Raw genomic sequence first — 19,810 nt, forward strand, 5'->3', positions numbered from 1 at the left:
TTCTCTCCTGGTACCTTGCTCTGAGAGCCCCACGGAGGTAAGCGAAGATGATGTAGAGGTGGTACCACTTGCGGAGTGGCCCCACCGTAGAGGCGGAAAGATTGTACGTCTCCTTCAGGAAGAACCGATCGAAAAGGAATTCCACTCCCTGCGTGTTCCCTGGATGGGTTTCAAGGAGCCCCTGAACCTCCCGAAGAGTTTGGGCAAAGTTTTCCGGAAAGTACTCGCTTCCCTCACCGCTGAGGAACCGGAAAATTCTTCGGGGGTCGAAAGAGGCCGGGTACGGTTGTTCAAAGGGTTTTCTAACCATAAAGTGCTTGATTGCAAGCTTTGCTGCCACTACATCGAATCCCAGGAGAAAGAATCGTGCTACTTCCTCTCCGCCTTTCTGCCTTGCAAAGTCACTGACGATACCAAAGAAATGCTCGGTGAGAACCCGGTCGATGTTCTGAGGAGTTGGGACAACTCCCTGGAGGACCTCGCCAAGGTACGGGATTTCAGCCGTAACCCGAAGGGCCTGATCGAGATCCTCAGCCCGCAAGAGGGCATCAAGGACCCTGGGGGTCAAAAGGCTTCTCTCCAAGACCCGCACTCGACCGACGAGATAGGCGTAGTTCTTTTCTCCGTTCATCCTTCGACACCCTGGAAAAACATGAGTGCAATGTCGCGCTCGTTGCGACGGAAAAAGTCCTCGAGAAGGGCACGGAAGCTCACATCAATGGTCATTCCGCCACGCTTCAAAAGGAATCCTCGTTCGTTTGCATTCTCGAGGACTCCGCCAAAGGAAAGACGGTACCCGAACTCCCGGTTCACCTCTTCCACGAAGCGAGGCCCGAGTCTCTCCGCTTCCTTCGGGAACATCCACACCTCTTCGTCGCCTGCTTCTACAGCCTTAGAGAGCACTTCTTTCCACCAAGCTTCGTACTGTCCCTCAATGGTTTCGAGCAAACGGTTTTCGAATTCTTTGCGCAGATTCCAGAGCATTTCCTGCTTCACCCGGGCGAGTTCATTCCGCCCCCATAATCGGGCTTCGGCAATCATCCTTTGGACTTCAAGTTCGGCCTCGCGCTTTCTCCGCTCAAGAAAGGAAGAGATTTCCTCTTCAACAGCCATTCTCGCCTTTTCGCGACGTGCTTCCGCCTCTTTGCGAGCACTTTCAAGAATAGCAGCTTTTCGAGATTCGCTTTCTTCCTCAATCCGCCTCAGAATATCCTCAAGAGGCATAGACCCACCTTCTCAGGACAGTTTGATGGAATTCAGAAGGAGAATGGTAGCAAGAAGGGACAAAACGGCATACGTCTCGACCATGGCAGGAAGGATAATGGCTTTACCAGTTTCTTCGGGTCGGCGGGCAATGAGGCCAATAGATGCTGCAGCGGTCTTTCCCTGAGCAATGCCAGAAAGAAGCCCAACAATCGCTATTGGAAGGCAAGCAAACATGATTTGCATACCCTGGGCCACCGTCACCGAAGCCGGTGTTCCTCCAAAAAGGCCAAGCTTAATGAGTACCCAGAATCCGGCAAGAAGACCGTAGATTCCCTGGGTTCCCGGAAGTGCCTGGAGGAGCAGCACCTGACCGAACTTCCCAGGGTCCTCAGTCATGACCCCTGCTCCAACCTGCCCGGCAATTCCAACACCTACAGCAGAACCAATCCCGGCAAGGCCAATGGCAAGTGCCGATCCAAGGAGTGCAAAGACCAGTCCATCCACAAGCACAGGCAACGACCTCCTCATCCTTGATTTTGTACCTTAACGTACTTTGTCCTGTAGCCGAAAGGCTGGAACTCTTTCCCCCCGTTTTCGTAGAACTTCGTGAAGAATTCCACGTACTGCAAGCGGGCGGAGTGCACAAAAGCCCCAAGACCACTCATGACGAGGTTGAAAACGTTGAAGAGCAAGGCCACCAAAAGACTGATGAGCCATCCGATGTACGGAGAAGTTCCAAAAAGAGCTCCAAGAGTCCTGGCGAGAATGGCAATAATAGAACTTGAGAGACCAAGGGCAAAAAGCCGCGAGTATGAAAGGACATCCCCAAGGTAGGAGATAACTCCATAGAGACTGAGGATTCCCGAGAGGACTTTCATGACGGGGTTTTTCTTCTGTCTCCCCTGGGTTGCCACAAGAAAGAGCGCCGTTCCAATGAGAAGAGGTGTAGCAACCGGTTTCAGGAAGGCAAGCTGTGTGGACCCAAGGTAGAGAACAATGGCCACAATGAAGGCAAACCACCCGAGCTGGTCCATAATGGCCGAAGCATAGTTCCGTCTCCGCCACTCCTTTACGAAACTCACGAAAAGACCCACGAGCACCTGAACAAGACCGAGAAGAAGGGAAAAAATGAGCATCGGCAGAGGATTGGTGATTGGGTCAATAAGGGTGAGGGTCTTTTTGAAGCGGGTAATGGCGCCTAAAAACCCCGGTAGGTAATCGAAGGTATCCCCAAGCCAGGAACCGGTTGCCATCCCAACGATAATGGAAGCTACTCCACCCCACCCAAGCATGTGGAAGAAGCGTTTCGTACCCTCGGAAGTCTTGAGGAAGCGGGGGGCAAGAAAGCCAAGAAGGGCAAGGATGAGACCGTATATGGTGTCCCCAAGGCAGATTCCAAAAAAGAGGAAAAAGAAGGGTGCAAGGAATGGTGTGGGATCGAGTTCCCAGTAATTTGGAAGGCCATAGAGCCGCGTCAAAACCTCGAAATTCTTCGTCCAGGGACCGTTTCGGAGGTCAATGGGTACCTTCTCTCCCGGCTGGGGATCCCGAGAAAAGAGAACCCACTCCTTTCCTATGGACTGAAGCGAGGTTTTCAGTTTTTCAACGTCCTCGGCGCGGATCCACCCACTAATGATAACGGTCTCCTTGGTGTGCAGAATCTCCTGCTCTTTACGACGCCGCTCAAGAAGTGAGGCGTAGTAATCGTGAGCAAGCTTCAGGTCCCTCTCGAAACGAACGTAAGACGCGGCTTTCTCAAGGAGCTTCCTCCGCTCCCTCTCCAGCTCTTCCATACGGGCCCGTACTCTATCTGCAGCCTCTTTTGCCGTTCCTTCAAAAGGCTGGGGGAAAACAACGGGAACAACACCTATCTCCTGGAGAACCTCTTCAAGAGCTGAAGAGAAGTCCTTGTGCACGAGAATGAGAACAATGAGGTTTCTCCCCTGACCGGGGAATTCGAAAGGAACCCAGAGCGAACCTCGCTCGGTGAGTCTCTCAAAAAGAAGGGCTCTTTTTTCCGGAGGAAGCTCAAGGAGAACGCTTTTTGTGAAACGAGTTTCACCGATATCCTCAAGGGGCACAGGCAGGGCCTCAAAGCGTGACAAAAACCCAAGATGCGTAGCAAGGCGGTTCATGGTGGTGCGGATGAGGTTCAACTGCTCCTCAAGAGAGACACAGGCTCGATACACTGGGACATGATTGAAGCGGCACGCCAGAAACTCCTCTTTTGGGACTTCAAGAGGAGCTGGAAGGAAAGATTCGAGAAAAGAGGGCTTCGCAGAGCGATACCGGTTCAGGAAGTCGAGACAGTACCGAATCTCTCCAAGGGTTCGCTCAAGTTCTTCTGTAGAGACAGCAGGTCTTTCCCCCAAAGAAGCAATGTCTTCGGCAACATCGATTTCAAGCACACCGAGGTCCTGTAGAAGGGCGACGATTTCGGCCTCCTTCTCGTGGTGCGCGATAATGTCCACCCGCTGCATCTCACTTATCGGCATGGACGTCTCGTACCCTCCCTATGAGCTCCTGGACAACTTCCTGAACGCGGTTTTTGAGAACCTCTCGGAGACGCTGAGCCCTCTCACTGTACTCCCTTCGAATGGCCTCTTCTTCCTCTTTCCCACGAGCAAGAATTGCTTGAGAGAGTTCCAAGGCTTTTTTCTCGGCTTCTTTGAACATCGTCTCGCGAAGGCGAGCAATCTCCTCTTCCACCCTGGCAAGAATCTGGACCGCTTCTTTTTCCGCCTCTCGGATCTCCCGTTCCTTCTCCGCCTCGAGCCTGCGAATGCGGTCTATAACTTCGCCAATCATAGTACGAACCCCCGAAGCAAAATTCGGAGAGTATATTACCAGAAGGACCAGGCTTTGACAAGAAATGGTATCATCAGAGAAGAAAAAACCGAAGGAGGCGAGACTATGAAGGCGGTGGTGCTCTACTACACTCGAACGGGGGTCACGGAAAAAATGGCACAAACTATTGCAACCGCTCTACGCGATGAGGGAATTCCTACAGACCTCTACACCGTGGACCGTTTCCCTCTCGATACCCTTCCTTCTTATGATCTCATTGTCATCGGTTCCCCAACCTACTATGGGACCATGGCTTCAGAGGTGAAGAAATTCCTCGACGAGAGTGTCCGCTTTCACGGGGACCTCGAAGGAAAGGTCGGAGGTGCTTTTGCTTCATCGGCGAATCCTGCGGGAGGCAACGAGACAACTCTCCTGTCCATTCTCGAAGCGCTCCTCATCCACGGGATGGTTGTAAAGGGAATGTCTGAGGGGAGCCACTACGGCCCGGTGGCCATTGAGGATTTTGATAAGCGGGTGGAGGAAGAATGCAAGGCGTACGCCCGAGACCTTGCACGACTCGTCAGAGCTCTCCACTCCACGAAGGAGAAACAATGAAGCTCGTGCGATCCCCAAATTTCTGGAGGGCTTTTTCTCCGTACTGAACCGCAAAAAGTGCCGTGCAGGCACAGAGAAAGGCATCGAAGCGGTCCTTTCTTCCGGGAGGCGGAGAGAGACAGGCAGAAAGGCAACTCTTGAGGTTCTCAATTTTCAGGGGAGACGTAGTCTTTCCAAAGAGCTCACCGAGCTCCCGAAAGTGCCTTTCCCTGTAGAGCTTGAGACCCTCTTCTCCGAAGAACCCGATGACCGAGAGAGGTGGAAAAACCTCAAGAGCACGCCGACGACAGGAGGAATTGGCAAGGGAAAGAGAAAAATTCTTTTCCACGCTTTCCCAGAAGGGAAAGAGGGCGGGGTAACGCCTGCGGGCAATCTCGCGATTTATGGGGATAATACCTGAGCGCCTCTTCCGGAGCTTGGGAAGTAAGTCTTTCTCCGCCTTCCGGAGCCCCCTCTCCACAGAAACCCGCAAGGGAGCGTCAAAGGCAACAACGCAGAAAGGGAAAGACGAGAGGCAATCCTCCCACTCCGCAAGACTCACAAAGGAGAAGAACTCTCTCCAGAGGGTTCTCTTCTCTTGCCCCTCAAGAACGCACACCCACGAAGGTTTCCTAAACCCCCAAGAGAGGTCAACGCCGAGGAACCACATGCTCTTCAAGGACAAATTTTCCGGTGCTTTCCTCGGGAGGAACCGGGTACTCCCCGGTGAAACAGGCAAAGCAGTACTGGTCCTCTGGAGGGGTGAGGCTTTCCTTTAATCCCTCAAGGGTGAGGTATCGGAGACTGTCAAGGCCGAGGAAACTCTGGATTTCCTCAAGACTCATGCGGGCAGCAAGGAGCTCTTGCCGTGTTGGGAAGTCAATACCGTAGAAGCAGGGGAATCGGTGCGGTGGAGAGCTCACCCGCATGTGAACTTCTTTCGCACCCGCAGCTTTGAGGGTAGCAATGCGCTGGGAGGATGTGCTTCCCCGGACAATGGAATCCTCAATGATAATGACCCGTTTTCCCTCAATAAGGCCTCGCAGGGGGTTGAGTTTGAGCCGAATAGCGAAATCCCGGAGGTCTTGAGAAGGCTGGATGAAGGTTCGACCAACATAGGGGTTTCGAATAAGGGCAAACTCAAGGGGTATGCCCGAAGCCTCCGCAAAACCCAAAGCGGCAAAAAGACCCGAATCCGGCACAGGAATGACCATGTCGGCATTGCAATTCTCATCGCGAGCGAGGATTTTTCCCATTCTCTTTCGCGCCTCGTAAACGCGGTTTCCGAAAACAATGCTATCAGGACGGGCAAAGTAGATGAGCTCGAAAACACAGAACGCTTTCCGCGAGGAATACGCATAGAAGAAGGACCGGGGACCGTTTTCATCGATAACGAGCATTTCTCCTGGCTCGATTTCCCGGAGGAATTCCGCCCCAAGAACATCGAAAGCGCAGCTCTCAGAACTCACAAGATACCCTCCGTCGAGCTTCCCCAGACACAGGGGTCGAAACCCCCACGGATCTCTGGCGGCGAAAAGAGCCCTTGGAGACATGATGCCAAGGGAAAAGGCACCTCGTATCTGCCAAAGAGCCTCCTTCAGTGCATCCTCAAGGCCATCGAACGCACTGTGGGCCACAAGGTGGAGAATGAGCTCCGTGTCCATGGTGGATTGGAAAATTGCTCCTTTCCTTGCAAGTCTCCGCCAGAGGGTCAGAGTATTCGTTAAGTTCCCGTTGTGAGCAATGGCAAGCGTTCCAAAGCGACATTCCCCAAGGAATGGCTGGATATTCCTCGGTGATGGTGTTCCGGTAGTCGAGTACCGTACGTGCCCCAGGGCAATGTGTCCGGAAAGTTTTTTAAGTCCCTCAGAGTCAAAGATTTCGGCAACGAGTCCCATCCCTCGGTGCTCCCGAAATCTCCGCCCGTCGGAAGCTACAATTCCTGCACCCTCCTGTCCCCGGTGCTGCAGGGAAAAGAGCCCAAGATAAGCAATTTCAGCAGCGTTTTCAAGACCATAAACCCCAAAAATTCCACACTTTTCATGCATACCGCGTCAGTGCTCCCTCGAAAATGTCCAGAGCTCGGGAAAGAGGAGAGCTCAGAAGAACCCTTCCTCCTTTCCGGAATACTATGTGCTCCCCTCCGACTCTGCCAAGGACCGCACAGGGGATTCCCCATTCCTCCGCCCGCTTCACGAGAACCCCAAGGTTCTCTCTTTCGACGCTCACGAGCACCCGACCACAGCTCTCCCCGAAAAGAAGAATATCCTCTCGGAGATCCCCACAGGGAGCAAGGTCCACCTCGACCCCGAAGGGTCTTTCTCCCGAGAGTGCTGCTTCGGCAACAGCTATGGCAACTCCCCCTTCACTCACGTCAGACGAGGAGAGGAAAAGACCGTCCCGGACACAGCCTATGAGGAATTCCTGGAGGCGTTTTTCGAAGGGGAGATCAAGGGAAGGAGGTGGACCGGCTTCAATGCCATGGACAACCCTGAGGTACTCACTTCCTCCAAGCTCCTCTTTCGTTTCTCCAAGGAGGACAACAACGCTCCCCTCTTTCACAAAATGCCCGGGTACCGCTTTCTCCACCTCTTCCACAATGCCCACCATGCCCACGGTAGGCGTCGGGTATACGGCGCCCAAGGGGCTTTCATTGTAGAAGGAAACATTGCCACTGACTACCGGTATCCCGAAAAAGCGGCAAGCATCGCTCAAGCCCCGAACCGCCTCGACGAACTGCCAGTACCGGTCCGGTTTTTCGGGGTTGCCAAAGTTCAGGCAGTCCGTAACCCCTGCAGGGTAGGCACCGCAGGCGGCAAGGTTCCTTGCTGCCTCGGCAACCGCAATTTGCGCTCCCCGGTAGGGATCAAGGAAACAGTAGTAGGGGTTGCAGTCGGTGGTCACCGCAATACCCCAGGGCTTTCCTTTCACCCGGAGGACAACCGTTCCCTTTCCCGGGAGGATAACGGTGTTCGTCTGCACCATGTGGTCGTACTGCTCGAAAATCCATCGTTTGGAAGCGATGTTCGGGGAACCGAGAAGCTCTTCGAAGGCCTTTCCGAGATCCTGGGGAATAGGCACATCATTTACGGAGAAGTTGTTGACCTTTTCAAGGTAAGCGGGGCGTTCTCTTGGAGGTACATACACCGGTGGTCGCACGAGTTCCCTGGCAGGGATGTCAGCTACAACCTCTCCACGGTACCGGATGGTGACCCTTCCAGTATCTGTCACTCTCCCAATGACCTCGGCTTCCAGCCCCCATTTCTTAAAAATACTTCGAATCTCCTCCTCGTGTCCTCTCAGAACACAAAGGAGCATGCGCTCCTGGGATTCAGACATCATGATTTCCCAGGCTTCCATCCCCTCTTCCCGAACCGGAACGCGATCAAGGTCAATATCTATACCGCTTCCTCCTGAAGCCGCCATCTCGCTTGAGGAACAGGTGAGTCCTGCTGCCCCCATGTCCTTCATGCCTACAACAAAACCCGTCTCCAGTGCTTCGAGAGTAGCCTCGATGAGACACTTTTCAGTAAAGGGATCGCCAATCTGCACGCTTGGGCGCTTCTCCTCGTTCTCACCAAATTCCTGAGAAGCAAGGACACTGCATCCTCCGATGCCATCTCGCCCTGTTCTATTCCCCACGTACATGATGGCATTCCCCACGCCCCTTGCAACTGCTCGAACGAGCTTTCCCTGGGGAGCAATGCCAATGCACATAACGTTTACGAGACAATTTCCCCGGAACGCAGGGTAGAACCACGTTTCTCCCGCGACAGTCGGAACCCCCACGCAGTTTCCGTACCAGGCAATTCCCTCTACCACGCCCTTAGCCACATACCAGGAGCGGGGATCTTCGGGAGGTCCAAAATGGAGGGAATCAAGACACGCAATGGGACGAGCACCGCTCCCCAGAATGTCCCGAATGATTCCTCCAATACCCGTTGCGGCACCCTGCTTTGGTTCAACCTGGGAAGGGTGGTTATGGCTTTCCATCTTAAAGACGACGGCCATACCATCGTACACTATGCCTCCCGCATCCTCCCCCACAAGGACCTCAAAACGCCCTTCTCGAGGAAGGAGCTCAAGCCATCTCTTGGAGTGAAGGTATCCGCAGTGCTCTGACCACTCCACCGAAAACATGGCTATTTCTGTGGGTGTAGGCGTTCGGCCGAGAATGGCAAGGATGCGCTCGTACTCTTCTTTCCGAAGACCAAGTTCCCGTGCTACTCTCTCAAGGTCTGTAGCCTGCATTTTGCCCTTTCCTCCAGCCACGCAGCAATAGAGAGGAAAATTTTTCGACCGTCAGTCGATCCAAGGAGTTCCTCGCAAGCCCTCTCCGGATGGGGCATCATGCCCATGACTCGAAAATCGGAAGAGGCAATTCCTGCAACATTCCCCACTGAACCATTCGGGTTGTACCTTTCGTCCACCTCTCCTGAAGGTCCACAGTACCGGAAAAGGATCTGTCCCCTTTCTTCGAGCCTTTTGAGCTCTTCCTGAGGGAGAAAGAAGTTTCCCTGGTAATGGGCAACAGGAACGCGAAGGACCTCCCCGGGGGTACAGAGGTATGTAAAGGGGGTGTTCGCGTTTTCGACCCTAAGGTGGACGTACCGGCAGATGAACCGCCCATTCCGGTTTGGCAAGAGGGCACCTCTCAAAAGGCCACTCTCAAGGAGAATCTGGAAGCCGTTGCAGATGCCAACAACAATTCCCCCCTGGGATACAAAATCCCGGATGGCCTCCATAATAGGGGAAAAACGAGCAATGGCACCGGCGCGGAGGTAATCCCCATAGCTGAAACCTCCAGGGAGGACCACATAGTCGCATCCCTGGAGGTCCGAATCTCCGTGCCAGAGGAACACAACGTCCTGCTTCAGGACATCCCTCAGAGCATAGAAACAATCGTAGTCACAGTTTGACCCTGGGAAAACGACAACACCAAAGCGCATTACCGGTACTCCTCGACCTCGAAAGTGTACTGTTCAATAACCGGATTGGCAAGAAGCTGGTCACACATCCTCTGGATTCTCTCTTTTGCCTCCTCTTTTGTTGCCGCCTCAAGGATAATTTTGAAGTACTTTCCGGTTTCCACCTCCTCAACCTCCCGGTAGGCAAGAGCATGGAGAGCGTTTCTGATAGTCGTCCCCTGGGGATCGAAAACTCCTGGCTTCAGCGTAACAACGACCTTACCACAGTACTTCATCGCTCTTCCCTCTATTCATAGCGGATTTCTTCTCGTTTTCCAGAGACTGCAGAGCGCAGAATAGCGTCACAAACGACAGCGCAGCGGTACCCGTCTTCGAAAGTTGCCCCATAGGGAGCGATTTCTTTCCCTTTGACAATGGCTTCAAGGAAGTGGGCAATGGCATGGACAAAGGTATGTTCCCAACCAATGATATGCCCGTGAGGCCACCAGTTCTCCCAGAAAGGATGGTAACTCTCCGTTACAAGGACGTTGTGGAAGCCCTGGAGAACCTTTGGTTCCTCACCCACGCGGTACACCTCAAGCTCGTTGAGACGCTCAAGGTTGAAGACAATGGTTCCCTTAGAGCCATTGATTTCGATAACCTGGTGGTTCTTCCGTCCTGCGCAAAAGCGGGAGGCTTCAAGAGTCCCAATCGCTCCATTGGCGAACTCCACAACCGCAGCGAAAGCATCATCCACCGTTACCGGGACTTTCTTTGAGGGATCGTCTGGCGCAGGGCGCTCCTTAATGAAAGTCCTGGTCACAGCACTTACCGCAGCAATTTCTCCCACAAGGAACCGAGCAAGGTCAATGATGTGGGAGCCGAGATCCCCTAATGCTCCGGAACCAGCGACATTTTTGTCAAGACGCCATACGGCCGGGAAGTTCGGGTCCATAATCCACTCCTGGAGGTACCGAGCTCGAAAGTGGTAGATTTCGCCGAGTTCTCCTGAAGCAATGAGATCCCGGGCAAGTCGCAGCGCAGGAACAAAGCGATAGTTGAAGCAGACCATGGCTTTGGCCTTTGAGTTTTTCGCCGCCTCCCACATGATTTTTGCTTCTTCCGCAGTTCCTGCAAGGGGTTTCTCACAAAAAACGTGTTTTCCTGCTTTCAGAGCCTCGACTGAGGGCTCAAGGTGGAGGGAATTTGGTCCCCCATTGTCAAGGATTTGCACTTCTGGATCCTGAATCATTTCCCTCCAGTTCGTGTAGTACTTCTTGTAGCCGTAACGGAGCATGGCTTCCCGGACTGCAGCTTCGTTCCGGCCGCAGATGGCAACGAGCTTCGGAAAAGCCACGGGGGGCCAGAAAATGTAAGGGTACTTCTTATACGCATTAGTATGTGCCTTACCCATGAAGGCGTACCCAAGCATTCCGATGCCAATCTCCGGAATCTCTCCCCCCACACCCTTGACCTCTCCCATTGCCACAAAGCCAACCTTTTCGCTCATTTTTCTTCCTCCTTTCCCCTGTAGGGGTTGATTTCCCCAAGAAGTCGCATGATGCGGTCTGCTATCTCCCGTATCTTCTCCTCCTCGAATCCTGAGAGGTCCACAATAAGGGACACGGTAATGAAATCGAGGTCCTTTCCGACGCTGGGAAGGGCGATATGGTGCAGCCCTTCCTCCTTAAGCCTCTTTTGGAGGTATTTGGCCATTCCAAGGGCCTGGTCTCGAAGCAGAGCGTACTTTGCCGGATCCTCATCGGCAAGAACGAATCCCACCTCAGCAGCATCTCCTCGCACCCGAATGAGGGCAAATTCCCCAAAGGGGTAATGGTCTTCAATGTACAGCCGGAAAATTCTTCCCTTGGGTATGGAAATAGTTCTCACTCCCAGGATATTATAACATTCGATGGCTTCCTATAAAGGTGAAGGGGAGAACCGGAGGAGCTGCACCCGCTTTTCCTCTTTCCCGTATAATAGTTGGCAAAGCGCCATGACCTGGAAGGACAGCTTGAAAGCCCTTGCTGCAGAGTACGGCATCGCTTCGGAGTACTGGAGCATCAGGGGAACCCGTGTGGAGGTTCCTCAAGAGACCCTTGTTGCTCTCCTTGGGGCTATGGGGGTCGGGGATTTCTCTCTTGAGGGGTTACGTAGAAACCTCAGAGAGGCTAAGGAGAGAAGGAAAGCCCTTGCCTTTTTGACCCATGTTCTATGGAAGAGGAAGAAAAAACTTGTCCTTCCTTCGGGAATAGGAGCCGGTGAGGCTTTTGTCCTTAATGAAGACGGAGAGGTGATTTCCTCCTTCCCCTTTTCCCCTCCTGCCTTAGAGGTGGTGCTCCCGGAAGACTCCCCATGGGGATACTACACCCTCCTTCTCTCCCCAAAAGGAGGTCCAGAAATTACATCACTCCTTGTCTTCTCGCCTCATGAAGCCTATCTTGAGGACCAGAAAATCTGGGGGGTCCATGGAGCGCTCTTTGCGGTGGCGACAGAGCGAAGCCAAGGCATCGGAGACCTCAAGGATCTCGAAAAACTCTGCAACATTGTCCTTGAGCTCGGGGGGAAATTCTTCGGGCTTCTTCCCTTACATCTTACGGCAAAGAGAGCTCCCGGGGGAGCGAGCCCTTACCTGCCGCTTTCCCGTCTCCTCTTTGACCCCATTTACCTGCCTCTTGAGGAGGTCTCTGCCCTTTTCCCAGGGCTTTCTGTTCCGGTTCCCCGAGATTTTGGGGATACCGAGGACCTTGTCGATTACGAAAGAGTCTGGCAGAGAAAGGATTCTTTCCTGCGAAGCGTCTTTCGGGCCTTTTGGGAAAAGAGGAATGGGACATTTGCTGCTTTATGGAACGATTTCCAAGAATTCACGAATCGCGAGAAGGACTGGCTCTTTCCCTCTTCACTCTACCTTGCTATTGCTTTAGAGAAAGGCTCAAACTGGCAAAAATGGCCCTTACCCCTTCAGAAGAGAGAGGAAAGAGCTCTTGCGCTTTTTGCTCAAGAGCATGAGTACGAGGTTCTCTACTTCTCCTTCCTTCAGTGGCTCATGCATGGTTTCCTCAAGAGGCTCACTGCGAAAGAACGCATTCTCTGTTTTGACCTTCCCGTGGGATGTGCTCCTTCGGGGATTGAAAGCTGGCTTTCCCAAGACAAAATGGTCTTCTCGTGTACCGTGGGAGCACCTCCTGATGACTTTTCTCCAGAGGGGCAGAACTGGGGGTTCCACCCCTTCTCCCCGCTACGCATGGAAGAAACCCGCTACACAGATTTCATCGCGCTTCTTCGCATGAACATGCGCTTTGCCCGCTTTCTTCGGCTCGACCACATTATGGGCCTGAAGAGACTTTTCTGGATCCCTGAAGGGAAGAAGGCTCCCGAAGGAACCTACGTAGAGTACCCATTCCGGAAGCTTCTTGCCATTTTGACCCTTGAGAGCGTGCGGAACAGGATCACCATCATTGGAGAGGATTTGGGAACCGTCCCACGTTTCCTGAGAAGTGTCCTCAGGAGATCTTCGATTCTCTCAACCCGGGTATTCTACTTTGAACGGGATGAACATGCGCCGCGTCCCCCCGAAAAATACCCCAAAAGGAGTTACGCCACTCTCAACACTCATGACATGCCTCCCCTTGCGGCATTCCTCAAGGGGGATGATATCACCACGCGGTTGGCCCTTCGTATTCTCACCCCGGAGGAGGCGTCCTTTCTCCTTGCGGATCGAGAAGAGTTCATCAGAGCGTGTTTTGAGAAGCTGAAAGAATGGGGTTTTCTCAGAGAAGATGGCATGCTTCCTGCTCTTTTCCGGTTCCTCGTCGCCACCCCTTCTCTTGTAGTTTCAATAAGTATCGATGACCTCCTTGGAAGCGCAAAGCAACTCAACCTTCCTGGCACCACCTGGGAGTACCCGAATTGGCGCCATCGAATCTTTTTGGAGCCAGAGGACTTTGAAAAGCGACTCTCCTACCTTGCATCTCTCTTTGACCTTGGGAGGAGGAATACCGGTGAAGTTCGGGAACACTTTTGACGTCATTGTTGTTGGCGGAGGACATGCCGGGTGCGAAGCTGCCTGCGCTTCTGCAAAAATGGGTCTTCGAACCCTTCTTGTCACTCACTCCATCCACCACATTGCCCTCATGCCCTGTAATCCGGCTATTGGCGGCCCTGGGAAGGGTCATGTCGTTCGAGAGGTTGACGCCTTGGGGGGTCTCATGGCCAAGGTTACGGACGAATGCACCATCCACATAAAACGGGTGAACACAGGAAAAGGACAGGCCGTACAGACGCTCCGCGCACAGACAAAGCGTGATATGTACAGCCTGGTGATGCGGAAATTCCTCGAAGCCCTTCCAAATCTTTCCTTCTTCCAAGGAGAGGTTGAGGATATTCTCCTCAACAAGGATGGGTCCGTCCGAGGGGTCCGAGTGCAGTACGGCACAGAGTTCTACGCAAAGGCGGTTGTTCTCTGCACGGGAACGTTCCTCAACGGGGTCATTCGCATCGGGGAGCTCGCGTACCCTGCCGGTCGCCACGGGGAATTTCCTGCAACTCGCCTGAGCGCAGCCCTCCGTAGGACCGGGCTTGAGTTAGGAAGGCTCAATACCTGTACTCCTCCGCGGCTTGACCGAAGGACCATCGATTTCTCCCGAATGGAAGAACAGAAAAGCGATGAAGAACCTCTCTGTTTCTCCTACGATGGAATCCCCCGGGTTTACGAAGGTCAGTCGGTTTTCATCACAAGGACGACAAAAGAGACTTGCGACATCATCAAGGCCAATTTCCATTGCGCCCCTCTCCTCTACACTCTTGCTGAAAGTTCTCCGGTTCGGGAATGTCCGTCCATTGAGGACAAGGTTTTTCGGTTCCCCGACCGGGAACAGCACCTCATCTTCATCGAACCTGAGGGAGAGGATACAAATGAAGTCTATGCCCAGGGACTCTTCACCTCTCTCCCTGAGGAAGTCCAATGGCTGATCGTTCGGTCCATTCCCGGCCTTGAGAAAGCCCATATCATCCGCCCCGGGTACGGTATCGAGTACGACTACGTGCTTCCAACGCAACTCAAACCATCCCTTGAGTGCAAAAAAATTCCAGGCCTTTTCCTGGCAGGACAGATCAACGGAACCTCCGGGTATGAAGAAGCGGCAGGACAGGGGATTCTTGCGGGTATTAACGCTGGAAGGTACGTTCAGGGGAAGCCGCCGCTTGTTCTCCGACGGGACGAGAGCTACATAGGGGTCATGGTGGACGACCTTGTGACGAAGGGCGTTGTTGAGCCATACCGCCTCCGGCCAGGGAAGGTTGAGTACAGACTGTACATCCGTCACGACAACGCCCATTACCGCCTTTCCCGTTACGCGTACGAGGTGGGGACAATCTCACGAGAGCGGTACTTGAGGATAGCCGAGGAGGAAAGGGCAATTGCTCGGGAGATAGAACGGCTCCAGCAAACCACCGTGTACCCAACTCCGGAGCTTAACGCCCTTCTTGAGAAAAAAGGTATGCCTCCTCTCAAAGAAGCCACAAAGCTTTCTGCTCTCCTTGCGCGTCCTCACATCTCCTACAGGGACCTTGCTCCCTTTGACCCGAATCGGCCCTCCTTACCTCCTCAGGTGGTGGAGGAAGTGGAAATCGAAGTCAAGTACAAAGGCTACATAGAGAGACAAAAGCGCCAGATTGAGGAATTTCGCCGACTTGAGGAAAAAACCATCCCCGAGGATTTCGACTTTTCACAGGTGAAGGGTCTCTCCCGGGAGGCTCAGGAACGAATGGCAGAAATCCGTCCCCGCACCCTTGGGCAGGCGTCTCGAATCCCGGGAGTCACCCCTTCGGATATCATGGTACTTCTTGCCTATCTCGACCGAGGAAGGAGGAGTTAATAGAGCTCGAGGTACCGCTCAATCTCCCAGGGATGAACGGTTCTCTGGAAATCTTCCCACTCCTGACGCTTGGCCTTGAGGAAATAGTCGAGAATATGGGGAGTTAGGGCACTTTTAACCACTTCGTCTTTCTCAAGAGCTGAAAGGGCTTCTTCGAGATTCCGCGGGAGATGGCGAATGCCCCATTCCTCCCGCTCCTCGCAGGTAAGGTCGTAGAGGTTGACATTGTTACAGGGACGGCCCGGGTCGAGATTTCGTTCTATACCATCGATTCCAGCCTTTAGGATTACGGCAAAGGCAAGGTAGGGGTTGCAAGAAGGGTCAGGGCTTCGGAACTCCGCTCGCGTTCCCCTTCCTCGCTGAGGAGGAACACGGACAAGAGGGCTTCGGTTCTTCTCTGCCCAGGCAATGTACACCGGAGCTTCATACCCCGGGACAAGACGCTTGTACGAGTTTACGAGGGGGTTAGTAATGGCGGTAATGGCGGGAGCGTGTTCCAAAAGCCCCGCAATGAAGCCTTTTGCGATGCGGCTCAAACCGTCAGGGCTCTGAGGATCATAGAAAAGGTTTTCGTCCCCTCGAAAGAGCGAAAGGTGCGTGTGCATCCCTGAGCCCGGAACTCCGTAGAGAGGTTTGGGCATGAAAGTGGCGACGTACCCCTTGCGAAGGGCAAAGGTCTTAACCACAAGCTTCAAGGTAACAAGGTTGTCGGCAATCTTTAAGGCATTGCCGTATTCAAAGTCGATTTCGTGTTGCGATGGAGCCACCTCATGGTGTGAAGCTTCTATCCGAAAACCGAGTTCCTCAAGGGCGATGACCATATCCCGACGCAGGCTCTCCTCAAGATCAAGCGGGAGGAGGTCAAAGTAACTCCCATGGTCACTGGTCACGACCTGTCCCTTTTCGTACTTCAAGATGAAGAATTCAGCCTCTGTGCCGACCTTGAACTCGTAGCCCTTCTCTTCCGCTTCCTTAAGGACCCTTTTGAGGTTGGTCCGGGGGCATCCTTCAAAGGGGCTCCCGTCGGGACGGCGAACGTCACAGATAACTCGGGCAACCCGCTCCTCCTCCCAGGGGCAGATGATGAAAGTATCGGGATCCGGAACAAGCTTCATATCCGATTCCTCAATCCGAACAAATCCCTGGATTGAGGAACCGTCGAAATTCACTCCCTCTTCCAGGGCCTGAGAGAGTTTCTTTGCAGGTATCTCCACATTTTTGGGGATGCCCAGAACGTCGACAAACTGCAGGCGAACGAAACGAATTCCCAGTTTCTCGACCTCTTTGAGTATATCTCGTGCCTCTTGCATTCTCTACCGCCTCCGCTCTCCTACGAGCTCTGCGAAACTCTTTTGCCACGATTTCTGAAGCTCGCTCAACTCTCTCCTCTCCTTTGCAACAAAGGCAAAGCCTTCTTTGCACATTCGGAGCACCTCTTTTTGAGCGGTACTCCCAAAGGAAGGTTTTCGGGACACAGAGCGTTTCTCGTCAACTACCTCCTGGATATGCGAATCGTAGAGATGTGCCCACTCCCCGAAGTCCTCGGGCGTGAGGTCTCTGAGGGTTCTTCCCTCCTTGAAGAGTTTGCGGACCACACTTCCCACAAGTTCATGGGCCTTTCGGAAAGGAAGACCCTTAGTGACGAGGTACTCACAGAGGTCTGTCGCAGTCAAGAAGCCTTCTTGAAGGGCCTTCTCCATTCCCTCCGGGTTTGGAGAGATGTGGTCGATGAGACGGGCAGCAATCGATGCCATTGCAAGCCCTTCCTGGATAGCCCTAAAGAGGGGGCGCTTGTCCTGCTGGAGATCCCGATTGTAGCTTAAGGGGAGGCCCTTGAGAGTAACGGCAAGGCTCACCCAGGAGGAGAGAATTTCCCCCGCCTTGCCCCGAAGGAGCTCGGCAACGTCTGGGTTTTTCTTCTGGGGCATGATGCTTGAGCCGGTTGTGAAAGCGTCATCAATGGAAATGAAAGAGAAGAATGGCGTACTCCAGAAAACGATTTCCTCCCCTAAGCGGCTGAGGTGAAGCGCGAACGTGGAGAGCCCATGGAGGGCATCAAGAAGGAAATCCCGATCCGAGACGGCATCCATTGCGTGCTCCTGGACTTTCGGAAATGCCAGGAGTTCCGCCACGAAGAAGCGGTCAAGGGGGAGCGAAGTTCCACAGAGCGCTGAAGCTCCAAGAGGGGAGACATTCACCCGACTCAGGGCCTCCTTCAGGCGAGCAATGTCTCTCTGGAACATAAAGAAGTAGGTTAAGAGATGGTAGGAGAAAAGCACCGGTTGCGCAGGCTGAAGATGGGTGAACCCTGGCATGACAAGGTCTTGGTACGTTTCTGCCTTTCGGAGAAGGGCTTCCTCAAGGACGAGAACACGCTCAAGACATTCGGCAATCTTCTCCCTGAGGTACAACCGTTCATCGAGAACGATTTGGTCGTTCCTGCTTCTTCCGGTATGCAGTTTTCCCGCAAGGTCACCAATGCGCTCTTTCAGGGTAACCTCAACGAGACTGTGAACGTCCTCAAAGGGCGAGGGGTCAATCCTTCCCTCTTCGAGGGCAGAGTACACCTCTCTGAGACCAGAAATGATGCGCGATGCTTCATCCTTGCTCAAAAGCTGAACCTTTTGAAGACCCAGGCAATGAGCAATGCTTCCCCAGATGTCGTAAGGGTACAGGAAATAGTCATCGTGAATCGAAGTGGAGAAGGCAAAAACCTCCGCATCGAGCTCCTTCTCCATTCGACTTCCCCAGAGTTTCATATCACTCACCACAGCTTTTCCGGCATCTCCGTGCCACCACTGCCTGTGTGCGGGAAGGAAGGCTCCAGAGGGTTATGAATCCCTCGCTGGCTTTATGGTCGAAGAGGTCTCCCCTATCGTAGGTTGCAAGGCCAAAATCGTAAAGGGAGTACTCCGATTTCCTGCCAACCACCTGCATGCTTCCCTTGTAGAGCTTCACGCGGACCGTTCCGGTAATCCTTCGGGCAAGGGAGCGCATGAAGGCGTCAAGGGCTTCCCGGAGTGGCGAGTACCAGAGACCCTCGTACACGAGTTGGGCGTACCGTTCTTCAAGGTACGGCTTGAAGTGAGTGACCTCTCGGGGAAGGATGAGCTGCTCGAGATCCCGGTAAGCCTCAAGAAGTATCAAGGCCGCAGGGCATTCGTAGACTTCCCGAGATTTGATACCCACGAGGCGGTTCTCCACGTGGTCAATTCGACCAAAGCCATGTTCGCCTCCCACCCGGTTGAGCTCTTCCACGAGATTTATGAGCGAATAGTACTGCCCCCAGAGGAGCTTCGGCACGCCCTCCTCGAATCCAATCTCAATGTATGCGGGTTCGTCAGGAGCCTCAAGAGGGTTCTTTGTCCAGGCAAAGACGTCTTCAGGAGGTTCTACCCAGGGATCTTCGAGAACTCCGCACTCAATGCTCCGTCCCCAGATGTTCTGGTCGATACTGTACGGGCGCTCAACGGTAACAGGGACGGGGATTCCGTGAGCATTGGCGTACTCTATTTCTTCCTCTCTCGTCCATCCCCACACGCGTGCTGGTGCAATGACTTTGAGATCCGGGTTCAGGGCGGCCACGGCTACTTCAATACGTACCTGGTCGTTACCCTTCCCGGTGCAACCGTGGGCAACCATGGTTGCCCCTTTTTCCTCGGCTACCTTCACAAGGTACTTTGCAATGAGGGGTCGGGAAAGCGCTGTGGAAAGAGGGTAGCGCCTCTCATACACCGCCTTTGCCCAGAGCGCAGGGAGAACGTACTCGTTGAGAAACTCCTCCTTCACATCAAAAACCAGAGCTTCCTTAGCCCCAATGCTTAAGGCTTTCTTCTGAATTTCCGCGATATCCTTCCCCTGACCAAGGTCAAGGGTTACCGCGTAAACTTCTGCCTGGAACTCTTCCTGGAGCCACCGAATAGCGACAGAGGTATCCAGCCCTCCCGAATACGCAAGAACAACTTTCTTTGTCGCACTCATTGTCCCAGCCTCCCTTAAAGGTCCACAAGGACCTCTCGCAGAATGTCCATTCCACGGCACAGGTCAGTTTCCTGAATCACAAGAGGGGGAAGGAAACGAACCGTATCCTCATTGCAGGCATTCACGAGTACCTTCCTTGCGAACATTTTCTGAGCCAGTTCCTTTGCCTTTCCCGGTACCTCAAGTCCCCACATGAGGCCAAGGCCACGTACCTCCCGTACCTTTTCAGGGAAGGAGGATTGCAGATCCTCAAGCCGCTCCTTGAGCATCTCACCCTTCTGTCGCACGGATTGAAGAAAGGCTTCCTGAGACACGGTATCTATGACAACACAGGCACTCCGAGCGGCTACCGGATTCCCTCCGAAGGTGCTTCCGTGGTCCCCTTTCTTTGTAATCTCTACAACCTTCTCGTTTACCAAAACGGCACCGATAGGAAGCCCCCCTCCGAGGCCCTTGGCG

General features: G+C 53.5%; 19 protein-coding genes. 3 read left to right on the forward strand and 16 right to left on the reverse strand.

The features are described from left to right. The 5 genes from H5U36_02765 to H5U36_02785 all read right to left on the reverse strand — a co-directional run. Positions 1 to 631: V-type ATPase subunit (locus tag H5U36_02765; protein ID MBC7217095.1), on the reverse strand; the 631-nt coding region annotated here is incomplete at its 3' end. After that, complete coding sequence (locus H5U36_02770) at positions 628 to 1,224, reverse strand: hypothetical protein (protein ID MBC7217096.1); 597 nt, start codon at positions 1,222 to 1,224, stop codon at positions 628 to 630. The genes H5U36_02770 and H5U36_02765, both read right to left, overlap by 4 nt. Positions 1,225 to 1,236: 12 nt before the next feature. After that, positions 1,237 to 1,716 (reverse strand): V-type ATP synthase subunit K, encoded by a 480-nt coding sequence (locus H5U36_02775; GenBank protein MBC7217097.1) that lies wholly within the window; start codon positions 1,714 to 1,716, stop codon positions 1,237 to 1,239. A gap of 14 nt (positions 1,717 to 1,730) precedes the next feature. Then, positions 1,731 to 3,701, reverse strand: coding sequence for a hypothetical protein (locus H5U36_02780; protein MBC7217098.1), 1,971 nt, complete (start codon positions 3,699 to 3,701; stop codon positions 1,731 to 1,733). Next, positions 3,688 to 4,014 (reverse strand): hypothetical protein, encoded by a 327-nt coding sequence (locus H5U36_02785; protein ID MBC7217099.1) that lies wholly within the window; start codon positions 4,012 to 4,014, stop codon positions 3,688 to 3,690. The genes H5U36_02780 and H5U36_02785 overlap by 14 nt, the downstream gene beginning before the upstream one ends. 105 nt (positions 4,015 to 4,119) lie before the next feature. On the opposite strand from H5U36_02785, the gene H5U36_02790 reads away from it, so the two are divergent. Further along, positions 4,120 to 4,608 carry a flavodoxin domain-containing protein gene (locus H5U36_02790; GenBank protein MBC7217100.1) on the forward strand — a complete coding sequence of 163 codons (489 nt, stop codon included), beginning with the start codon at positions 4,120 to 4,122 and terminating at the stop codon, positions 4,606 to 4,608. On the opposite strand, the gene H5U36_02795 is transcribed toward H5U36_02790, so the two are convergent. From H5U36_02795 to H5U36_02825, 7 genes are read right to left on the reverse strand one after another with little or no spacing between them, the layout of a single operon-like run. Next, entirely contained in the window at positions 4,574 to 5,257 is a 684-nt protein-coding gene (locus H5U36_02795; GenBank protein MBC7217101.1) for a DUF429 domain-containing protein, read from the reverse strand. The genes H5U36_02790 and H5U36_02795 overlap by 35 nt on opposite strands. After that, positions 5,238 to 6,635 (reverse strand): amidophosphoribosyltransferase, encoded by a 1,398-nt coding sequence (locus tag H5U36_02800; GenBank protein ID MBC7217102.1) that lies wholly within the window; start codon positions 6,633 to 6,635, stop codon positions 5,238 to 5,240. Before H5U36_02800 ends, H5U36_02795 begins: the two co-directional genes overlap by 20 nt. Then, on the reverse strand, positions 6,628 to 8,838 hold the full coding sequence (gene purL, locus H5U36_02805) for a phosphoribosylformylglycinamidine synthase subunit PurL (protein MBC7217103.1): 2,211 nt from the start codon (positions 8,836 to 8,838) through the stop codon (positions 6,628 to 6,630). Before purL ends, H5U36_02800 begins: the two co-directional genes overlap by 8 nt. Continuing rightward, the gene (gene purQ, locus H5U36_02810) at positions 8,811 to 9,536 is read right to left on the reverse strand and encodes a phosphoribosylformylglycinamidine synthase subunit PurQ (GenBank protein MBC7217104.1); all 726 of its coding nucleotides are present in this window, start codon (positions 9,534 to 9,536) and stop codon (positions 8,811 to 8,813) included. The genes purL and purQ overlap by 28 nt, the downstream gene beginning before the upstream one ends. After that, positions 9,536 to 9,790, reverse strand: coding sequence for a phosphoribosylformylglycinamidine synthase subunit PurS (gene purS / locus H5U36_02815; GenBank protein MBC7217105.1), 255 nt, complete (start codon positions 9,788 to 9,790; stop codon positions 9,536 to 9,538). Before purS ends, purQ begins: the two co-directional genes overlap by 1 nt. A gap of 11 nt (positions 9,791 to 9,801) precedes the next feature. Next, positions 9,802 to 11,004 (reverse strand): Gfo/Idh/MocA family oxidoreductase, encoded by a 1,203-nt coding sequence (locus H5U36_02820; GenBank protein ID MBC7217106.1) that lies wholly within the window; start codon positions 11,002 to 11,004, stop codon positions 9,802 to 9,804. Continuing rightward, the gene (locus H5U36_02825; protein MBC7217107.1) at positions 11,001 to 11,408 is read right to left on the reverse strand and encodes a hypothetical protein; all 408 of its coding nucleotides are present in this window, start codon (positions 11,406 to 11,408) and stop codon (positions 11,001 to 11,003) included. The genes H5U36_02820 and H5U36_02825 overlap by 4 nt, the downstream gene beginning before the upstream one ends. An 82-nt stretch (positions 11,409 to 11,490) precedes the next feature. On the opposite strand from H5U36_02825, the gene malQ reads away from it, so the two are divergent. Next, complete coding sequence (gene malQ, locus H5U36_02830; GenBank protein MBC7217108.1) at positions 11,491 to 13,518, forward strand: 4-alpha-glucanotransferase; 2,028 nt, start codon at positions 11,491 to 11,493, stop codon at positions 13,516 to 13,518. Beyond that, positions 13,496 to 15,370, forward strand: a complete 1,875-nt coding sequence (gene mnmG / locus H5U36_02835) for a tRNA uridine-5-carboxymethylaminomethyl(34) synthesis enzyme MnmG (protein MBC7217109.1) — start codon at positions 13,496 to 13,498, stop codon at positions 15,368 to 15,370. The genes malQ and mnmG overlap by 23 nt, the downstream gene beginning before the upstream one ends. Here the strand turns inward: mnmG and H5U36_02840 are convergent. The 4 genes from H5U36_02840 to H5U36_02855 form a co-directional block, all read right to left on the reverse strand. Continuing rightward, positions 15,367 to 16,680: a glutamine synthetase gene (locus tag H5U36_02840; protein ID MBC7217110.1), complete on the reverse strand. Its 1,314-nt coding sequence runs from the start codon at positions 16,678 to 16,680 to the stop codon at positions 15,367 to 15,369. The two genes, mnmG and H5U36_02840, sit on opposite strands and share 4 nt — an antisense overlap. A gap of 3 nt (positions 16,681 to 16,683) precedes the next feature. Then, positions 16,684 to 18,108, reverse strand: a complete 1,425-nt coding sequence (argH, locus tag H5U36_02845) for an argininosuccinate lyase (GenBank protein ID MBC7217111.1) — start codon at positions 18,106 to 18,108, stop codon at positions 16,684 to 16,686. A 22-nt stretch (positions 18,109 to 18,130) separates the two neighbouring features. Then, positions 18,131 to 19,351 (reverse strand): argininosuccinate synthase, encoded by a 1,221-nt coding sequence (locus H5U36_02850; GenBank protein ID MBC7217112.1) that lies wholly within the window; start codon positions 19,349 to 19,351, stop codon positions 18,131 to 18,133. A 14-nt stretch (positions 19,352 to 19,365) separates the two neighbouring features. Further along, positions 19,366 to 19,810 (reverse strand): aminotransferase class III-fold pyridoxal phosphate-dependent enzyme (locus H5U36_02855; GenBank protein ID MBC7217113.1); only part of this gene is annotated, 445 nt, incomplete at its 5' end.

The organism is Candidatus Caldatribacterium sp. (assembly GCA_014359405.1).
GTDB lineage: Bacteria > Atribacterota > Atribacteria > Atribacterales > Caldatribacteriaceae > Caldatribacterium > Caldatribacterium oleiphilum.

What these genes read in the sequence shown, in the direction of transcription:
- H5U36_02850 (MBC7217112.1), bottom strand. Translation starts at nt 19,351, where the DNA reads ATGAGTGCGACAAAGAAAGTTGTTCTTGCGTATTCGGGAGGGCTGGAT.
- H5U36_02800 (MBC7217102.1), bottom strand. Translation starts at nt 6,635, where the DNA reads ATGCATGAAAAGTGTGGAATTTTTGGGGTTTATGGTCTTGAAAACGCT.
- H5U36_02840 (MBC7217110.1), bottom strand. Translation starts at nt 16,680, where the DNA reads ATGCAAGAGGCACGAGATATACTCAAAGAGGTCGAGAAACTGGGAATT.
- H5U36_02795 (MBC7217101.1), bottom strand. Translation starts at nt 5,257, where the DNA reads ATGTGGTTCCTCGGCGTTGACCTCTCTTGGGGGTTTAGGAAACCTTCG.
- purQ (MBC7217104.1), bottom strand. Translation starts at nt 9,536, where the DNA reads ATGCGCTTTGGTGTTGTCGTTTTCCCAGGGTCAAACTGTGACTACGAT.
- purS (MBC7217105.1), bottom strand. Translation starts at nt 9,790, where the DNA reads ATGAAGTACTGTGGTAAGGTCGTTGTTACGCTGAAGCCAGGAGTTTTC.
- H5U36_02820 (MBC7217106.1), bottom strand. Translation starts at nt 11,004, where the DNA reads ATGAGCGAAAAGGTTGGCTTTGTGGCAATGGGAGAGGTCAAGGGTGTG.
- H5U36_02790 (MBC7217100.1), top strand. Translation starts at nt 4,120, where the DNA reads ATGAAGGCGGTGGTGCTCTACTACACTCGAACGGGGGTCACGGAAAAA.
- malQ (MBC7217108.1), top strand. Translation starts at nt 11,491, where the DNA reads ATGACCTGGAAGGACAGCTTGAAAGCCCTTGCTGCAGAGTACGGCATC.
- purL (MBC7217103.1), bottom strand. Translation starts at nt 8,838, where the DNA reads ATGCAGGCTACAGACCTTGAGAGAGTAGCACGGGAACTTGGTCTTCGG.
- H5U36_02770 (MBC7217096.1), bottom strand. Translation starts at nt 1,224, where the DNA reads ATGCCTCTTGAGGATATTCTGAGGCGGATTGAGGAAGAAAGCGAATCT.
- H5U36_02780 (MBC7217098.1), bottom strand. Translation starts at nt 3,701, where the DNA reads ATGCCGATAAGTGAGATGCAGCGGGTGGACATTATCGCGCACCACGAG.
- argH (MBC7217111.1), bottom strand. Translation starts at nt 18,108, where the DNA reads ATGGAGAAGGAGCTCGATGCGGAGGTTTTTGCCTTCTCCACTTCGATT.
- H5U36_02785 (MBC7217099.1), bottom strand. Translation starts at nt 4,014, where the DNA reads ATGATTGGCGAAGTTATAGACCGCATTCGCAGGCTCGAGGCGGAGAAG.